General features: G+C 36.5%; 6 protein-coding genes. 3 read left to right on the forward strand and 3 right to left on the reverse strand.

From position 1 onward, the window contains the following. Position 1 precedes the first annotated feature (1 nt). Together PF272_RS07885 and mnmA are read left to right on the forward strand one after the other, a co-directional pair. Positions 2–916, forward strand: a complete 915-nt coding sequence (locus tag PF272_RS07885) for a DMT family transporter (RefSeq protein WP_271142318.1) — start codon at positions 2–4, stop codon at positions 914–916. A 15-nt stretch (positions 917–931) separates the two neighbouring features. Further along, entirely contained in the window at positions 932–2,089 is a 1,158-nt protein-coding gene (gene mnmA, locus PF272_RS07890) for a tRNA 2-thiouridine(34) synthase MnmA (RefSeq protein WP_271142319.1), read from the forward strand. A gap of 260 nt (positions 2,090–2,349) precedes the next feature. Here mnmA and PF272_RS07895 read toward each other — a convergent pair whose 3' ends face one another. The 3 genes from PF272_RS07895 to PF272_RS07905 are packed head-to-tail and all read right to left on the reverse strand — an operon-like array spanning position 2,350 to position 5,770. Then, positions 2,350–3,366 (reverse strand): LacI family DNA-binding transcriptional regulator, encoded by a 1,017-nt coding sequence (locus tag PF272_RS07895; RefSeq protein ID WP_271142320.1) that lies wholly within the window; start codon positions 3,364–3,366, stop codon positions 2,350–2,352. Further along, on the reverse strand, positions 3,363–4,826 hold the full coding sequence (locus PF272_RS07900; protein WP_271142321.1) for a glycoside hydrolase family 32 protein: 1,464 nt from the start codon (positions 4,824–4,826) through the stop codon (positions 3,363–3,365). The genes PF272_RS07895 and PF272_RS07900 overlap by 4 nt, the downstream gene beginning before the upstream one ends. Positions 4,827–4,846: 20 nt before the next feature. Then, complete coding sequence (locus PF272_RS07905; RefSeq protein WP_271142322.1) at positions 4,847–5,770, reverse strand: aminoimidazole riboside kinase; 924 nt, start codon at positions 5,768–5,770, stop codon at positions 4,847–4,849. Positions 5,771–5,972: 202 nt separating this feature from the next. On the opposite strand from PF272_RS07905, the gene PF272_RS07910 reads away from it, so the two are divergent. Then, positions 5,973–6,580, forward strand: a 608-nt coding sequence (locus tag PF272_RS07910; RefSeq protein WP_271142323.1) for a glucose PTS transporter subunit EIIB, incomplete at its 3' end; no start/stop codon positions are given.

Genomic DNA, 6,580 nt, shown 5'->3' on the forward strand with positions numbered 1-6,580 from the left:
TATGGTTGGACAAAAAACACCGGTTATAGGGATTTTTCTTGCTTTATCAGCTGCCGCATTAAATGGCAGTATTGGTATTTTTAGTAAAGTCTTAATCAGTCACGGCTTAACCATTGAAGCCATTGCTTTTTTTAAAACATTTATCGCATTTGTTTTAATTACTCTTTTATTGTGGCGACAACCTCGGGTTGAACAACAACAGGCGATTCAACCGGGCTATACTTCGGCAATAAAATTATGGTTACAAATTGCTTTTTGTGCATTGTTAGGTATTTTTGTCCTCTTCTTTTTTGAAACAACAGCATATCAATATGGTTTAGCAGCAAATATAGTTGTGATCTTAATGGCTTCGGCAGCAGTATCCGCATTAGTAGGAGGATGGCTTCTATTAGCAGAACCAATTTATTTGGTGGAAATTATAGGAACATTGGTTGCTATTATTGGTATTTTTGTTATTTCATGGTCGGGTAATAGTGGGATATTAGCGGTCATTTATGCCACATTAGCCGGGATAGGCTATGGATTATTTTCTGTTTTTATTAAGAAATTTCGCTTAAATGGCGGTTTACCATTAACAAAATTATTGATGTTATTTGGTACGATTTATTTAATCATTCCATTTTTGCAAAAATTACAGCCCATTGATTGGGATATCAATGTGGTAATGAATTTATTCGGATTGGCTATATTGCCAACTTTATTAGGATTTTATTGTATTACCAGTGCATTAGCTTGTTTGAGTGCAGCTAAAGTACAGGTTACAGGATTATCAGAGCCAATTTTTTCAATGTTATTGGCATGGCTCTTTTTGAATGAAACACCAACATGGCCTTTTTTCTTGGGAGCAGGATGTATTTTGTTGGGGATCATTTTGATTAATCAGTTATATAAAGTGTCGTCTGTAGGAAAAAATTAAAACAAAGGAAGAAAAATGACATTAATTTCAAAAACATTTACCAGTTTAATTACCGTTACACCTGAACAATTTGCGCAAAATCAGCAAAAGAAAGTGATTGTTGGTATGTCAGGTGGTGTCGATTCTTCTGTGTCAGCCTATATTTTGCAGCAGCAAGGCTATCAGGTTGAAGGATTATTTATGAAGAATTGGGAAGAAGACGACGGTACAGAATATTGTTCAGCGGCAGCGGATCTCGCTGATGCGCAGGAAGTATGTGATCGTCTTGGTATCTACTTACATAAAATCAATTTTGCAGCAGAATATTGGGATAATGTATTTGAACATTTTTTACAAGAATATAAGGCGGGTCGCACACCGAATCCAGATATTTTGTGTAATAAAGAAATTAAGTTTAAAGCATTTCTAGAATATGCAGCGGAAGATCTTGGCGCAGATTATATTGCAACAGGACATTATGTGCGTCGTCGTGGAGATGATAATAGCGCACAATTATTGCGTGGTTTAGATGGTAATAAAGATCAAAGTTATTTCTTATATACATTAAGTAGCCAACAAGTGGGGCAAAGCTTATTCCCGGTAGGGGAGTTAGAAAAACCAGTAGTGCGTCAGATAGCTGAAGAGTTAGGATTAGTGACAGCCAAGAAGAAAGATTCGACTGGAATTTGCTTTATTGGTGAGCGCAAATTTAAAGATTTCTTAGCTCGTTATTTACCGGCACAACCAGGCGATATTCGTACAGTAGATGGCGAAGTGATTGGACGTCATGATGGTTTGATGTATCACACATTAGGGCAACGGAAAGGCTTACGCATTGGCGGGTTAAAAAACACAGGAGATGAAGCTTGGTATGTAGTGGATAAAGATCTTGAACATAATGAATTAATTGTGGCTCAAGGTCATGATCATCCTCGTTTATTTTCAGTAGGGTTAATTGCAAGTCAGTTACATTGGGTCAATCGTCAACCTTTAACGCAAAGATTACGTTGCACAGTGAAAACACGCTATCGTCAGCAAGATGTGGCTTGTGAAATTATCCCGATTAATGATGATATGATTGAAGTTCGTTTTGATGAGCCACAAATGGCTGTTACACCAGGGCAATCCGCCGTTTTTTATCTTGATGAAGTTTGTCTTGGGGGTGGTATTATTGAACAACAAATTCGGGGATAATCGAGTAGAGAAAATCTTTAATTTTGTGTAAAGATTCAGACTACGAACAAGCCTAAATTTATTCACAAATATTCATAAATATTTATTGAGTTCCCTCTCACACTTGCTTGAAAAGCTTATTGGATGCGGAATAGTCAGTGTGTGAGGGATTGTTTTATTTGTTTCATTCACCCTTTAGGACGGAACCTAAATGATAATTAGAGAAAAATATTAAATAGACTTTATCATTCAGCGAGCTTTTCTTTTGCAATAAAAACACATTAACCCCGCCAAATAATCTTAGCTGGAATAATTTGATTACTCACTTTCTCACCTTTCAGCAGTGCTTGTAACATTAAAAAAAGCTGTTGAGCAATTTTCTGATGGTTTTGTTGGATAGAGTTGATTTTAAAAGGTAAACAATTTAATAACTCATAATCATCAAAGGTTGAAAGGTGCATTTTCCCCGTAGTGAGATGATCTAAGAGCTGGTGATCATTCAGAAAACGTAACACCCCCTCTAAGAGAGCATAAGATCCTGTAAACAGAGCTTGAGGTAAACGCCCTAATTTTTGATAAAGTTGTTCAATAGCTAAATAAGCGCTATCGGCATAATAGGAGGTTTGAATAATCCATTCTTGTTGTAACGGTAGCTCTGCTTGTTGTAATCCTTGTTTAAAACCAGATAAACGTGCTGTACTTGGACGTAATTCCGCTTGCCCACCAAGATAATAGAATTCAGATAATGAATAACGTTTACAAAGCGTATTAATCAGCTCAATAACAGCACTTTCATCATCAGTCACAATATAAGGGGTATGGCTTTTTGTAGTACAGCGGTCGAGTTGGATTACGGGAACATTGATATTTAAAGCTCGATAGTGAGCAGCATTAACTTTAATTGGTGTAGTGATTAAAAGATCAATTTGTCGATCAAGTAAACGTTCAATGGCAATTGCTTCTTGTTGTGCATCTTCATCTGAACAAGCAATGATAAGTTGTAATCCGTTATCACGGCAGAGTCTTTCCAATGTTTTTGTGGTGGCTGCAAACCCTAAGTTAGAAAAGTCAGGAATGACTAAACCGATAGTATTACTACGTTGAGCCTGTAAGGCACGAGCAATACTATTCGCTTTGTAGTGATGTTTTTTAGCGATAGCAAGAATTTTCTCTTGTGTTTCTGGTTTAATGCGGAAGCTATCGCCTCTGCCATTCAATACCATACTTACAGTCGTTTTTGAAACACCCGTTAACTGTGCAATGTCAGCGATAGTTAAACGTTTTGTGCTTATGTTCATAACGTATCCTTGTCAAAGCAAATTGGTAAGACATTTCCTATTGTAATAGTCATTGGCTGTTTAACGGAAAGAATATTTTGTTTATTTTCGATAAAAAAGCGAGATGTCATTGTTTTTTCACCTTGATTAAAGAAAATTTCGATAATCGAGTGATCGATAAAAATCTCCACTTGTTGTAACTGTTCGATTTGGCAATAACGTTGTTGTCCGAATTTCAGCATACTTTCTGTTTGTTCAGTATGGCTGCGATCAAGACAAAATAGACCATTTTGATAGGTTAAACTGAGATATTGCTGCTTGTCATTACTAAATAATTGTAATGAAAAATCGTGTTGCACATTAAAACGTAAATAACTTTGGGCTAGAGTAGGGAGCTCAATTTGGTTTTGAATGTGATAATCCTGTAATTGATCTAATTGTTGATATACTTGTTCAATCGGACGTTGATAGAGTTGATTGTTTTGTAACCAGAGTTTACGAGGAAGTGTTAGCATTGAATGCCATTGATAACGATCAGTTGGATATTGTAAATCGGGTAATCCACACCAACCAAGTAGTATGGCTGTCTCGCTTGTATTTACACCAGAAAAGGTTTGTGGTGCATAAAAATCAAATCCTTGGTCTAATTCTGCAAATTGTTCTACTTGCAATTGGCGATTGTGTAGATGGCCAATTACATAAGTCGCATGATAGTTATTTTGAAATTGATATTGTTGCTGTTTTTTGCCTTGTGGTGACCAAATAAAGAGATCTTTATTACCCAATTTACTCAAATCTGGACATTCCCACATAAAAATATCTTGGTTATCAAATGGAGATAATGACAGTTCACCTAACAGGTATGGTGTATCATCTAAATTAGCCATTTCAAAGAGTAAGGCTGTACCTGAGAGATCTTGTCTTTGTGTTCCTAAGATAAAACGAATTGTTCCTTCTGGGGTAATAAATGGTTTGGGATCTCGGCAATGTTCGGTATAACCAGTAGGAGCAGAAGTCAGTAAAGGACGTTTTGCCAACAATTTGCCATCACGGTTAAAAATCGCAATATTTTGGAAAGGAATCCGCTGATTGTCTTTGGCTCGGCGAGTGTTTCCTGTATAAAAAACGACAATTTTATCTTGGTAGTTAATAGCGCCACCAGAGTAACAGCCGTGTGATTCAAATAACTCATCAGGAATTAAAGGATCGGCTTGCTCAAAATGGTGGAAATCTTGGGTACGATAATGACGCCAATGTTTCATCCCATGTAAAGGGCCAAAAGGATACCATTGATAAAAAATATGGTAATAACTGCCATCAAAAATCAAACCATTAGGATCATTTAACAGACCTGTTGGTGGTGCAAGATGATAATGTGGTCGATGATCAGTATCTGTAGCAACTTGTGCAGCAAGTTGGGTTAGTTCATCAGGTTTAGCTGTATAAATACTGCGATATTTACCTTGGTTAAAAATAATCATCTTGCCCTCCGAATAATAGATTATGCTAAAAGTTGTTGTAGTTGCTGGTAAGTGGGTAATGCTGCCATAGCACCTTTTGCTGTGGTAGCTAATCCACCACAAATATTTGCTTGAATAATCGCTTGTTCTAATACTTGTGCATTTTGCCATTGATCATATTGGGACAAACCTTGCAACATTCCACCAACGAATGCATCTCCTGCACCTGTGGTATCTACAACTTTGACTTTATTACCTGCAATACTACCACTGATTTGTTGGTAAAAATAAATAGCGCCAGCCTCTCCTAATGTAACTAAGATTAATTTGTTTGGGTATTGTTGGCGTGTTAGATTAATTGCTTGTTCTAAATCAGATAACCCGCTTAATAAACAGATCTCTTCTTCAGAAAATTTAATTACATCAGCAACCGCAATCATATTATTGACTTCCTTAATCATTGTATCTTGATCGACCCATAAGCTAGGACGCAAATTAGGATCAAAAGAAACGAAGCCACCAGCTTGTTTTATGCGTTGAGCAGCTTGTTGGGTTGTAGAGCGAGATGGCTGATGAATTAAAGCAATAGAACAAAAATGTAACCATTGACCTGCCTGAAAAATAGGTAGATCTTGAGGTTGTAAAAATTGATCGGCACTTGGATTAACCATAAAAGTAAAGGTTCTTTCACCATAATGATCAAGATCTACGATAACAGTTGAAGTGCGATGTTCTGGATCAAAGTGCATATAAGTCGTATCTACTTTTTCTATCGATAATGTTTGACGTAAGAAACGACCTAAAGGATCATTACCTACTCGCCCAATGAAGCCACTTTCGCCTGATAAGCGAGAAATAGCGACTGCCACATTGGCAGGTGCACCACCGGGACAGCGTAAATAATGTTGTTCACCATCAGGTAATAAATCCACAACTGCGTCGCCCAAAACCCATACTTTATTCATTGTTTAATTCCTTTGCTTTATTTGATGATGAAATTTTAGCTAAACCGTTTTAGTTCAGCAATTTTATTTATAAATTTTCCTTAAAAAATGTTATCTGGATCACAAATCTGACATATTCTTGTCTTACTAGATAGATTTTACTAAAACGTTTTAGCTATAATCCGCGTTGTTGATAACTTAACCTCCTACTAGGAGAAAACCAATGGATTTTCCAAAAATTGCAAATCAGCTCATTGAGAAGTTGGGCGGTAAAGAAAATATTAGTGGCGTAGCACATTGTTCTACTAGATTACGTTTAGTATTAAAGGACGAAAATAAAGCGAATAAAGAAGGTATTGAACAGATTGAAGGCGTAAAAGGGCAGTTTGCTGTCGCTGGTCAATATCAAATTATTTTTGGCGCAGGTACAGTAAATAAAGTACATGCCGCTATGACCGAAATTTTAGGTTTAGGCGATATGACAAAAAGTGATGTTGCTAACTTAGGTGCAGAAAAACAAAATGTATTACAACGATTAGTAAAAGGATTAGCAGATATTTTTGTGCCAATTATTCCGGTAATTGTAGCTGGTGGTTTGTTAATGGGGTTAGCAAATGTGTTTACTGCACAAGGGTTGTTTATTGATGGTAAATCTTTAATTGAAGCTTACCCAAATCTAACTGATTTAGCGGCAATGATTAATACTTTTGCTAATGCTCCATTTGTTTACTTACCGATTTTATTAGCCTTTTCGGCGAGCAGAAAATTTGGTGGAAATCCATTTTTAGGTGCAGCATTAGGAATGTTGATGGTACACCCTGATTTACTAAA

The organism is Gallibacterium faecale (assembly GCF_027920745.1).
Taxonomy (GTDB): Bacteria; Pseudomonadota; Gammaproteobacteria; order Enterobacterales; family Pasteurellaceae; genus Gallibacterium; species Gallibacterium faecale.

Bases quoted from the DNA above. Each gene is read 5' to 3' on its own strand.
- mnmA (WP_271142319.1), top strand. From the start codon at position 932: ATGACATTAATTTCAAAAACATTTACCAGTTTAATTACCGTTACACCT.
- PF272_RS07895 (WP_271142320.1), bottom strand. From the start codon at position 3,366: ATGAACATAAGCACAAAACGTTTAACTATCGCTGACATTGCACAGTTA.
- PF272_RS07900 (WP_271142321.1), bottom strand. From the start codon at position 4,826: ATGATTATTTTTAACCAAGGTAAATATCGCAGTATTTATACAGCTAAA.
- PF272_RS07885 (WP_271142318.1), top strand. From the start codon at position 2: ATGGTTGGACAAAAAACACCGGTTATAGGGATTTTTCTTGCTTTATCA.
- PF272_RS07905 (WP_271142322.1), bottom strand. From the start codon at position 5,770: ATGAATAAAGTATGGGTTTTGGGCGACGCAGTTGTGGATTTATTACCT.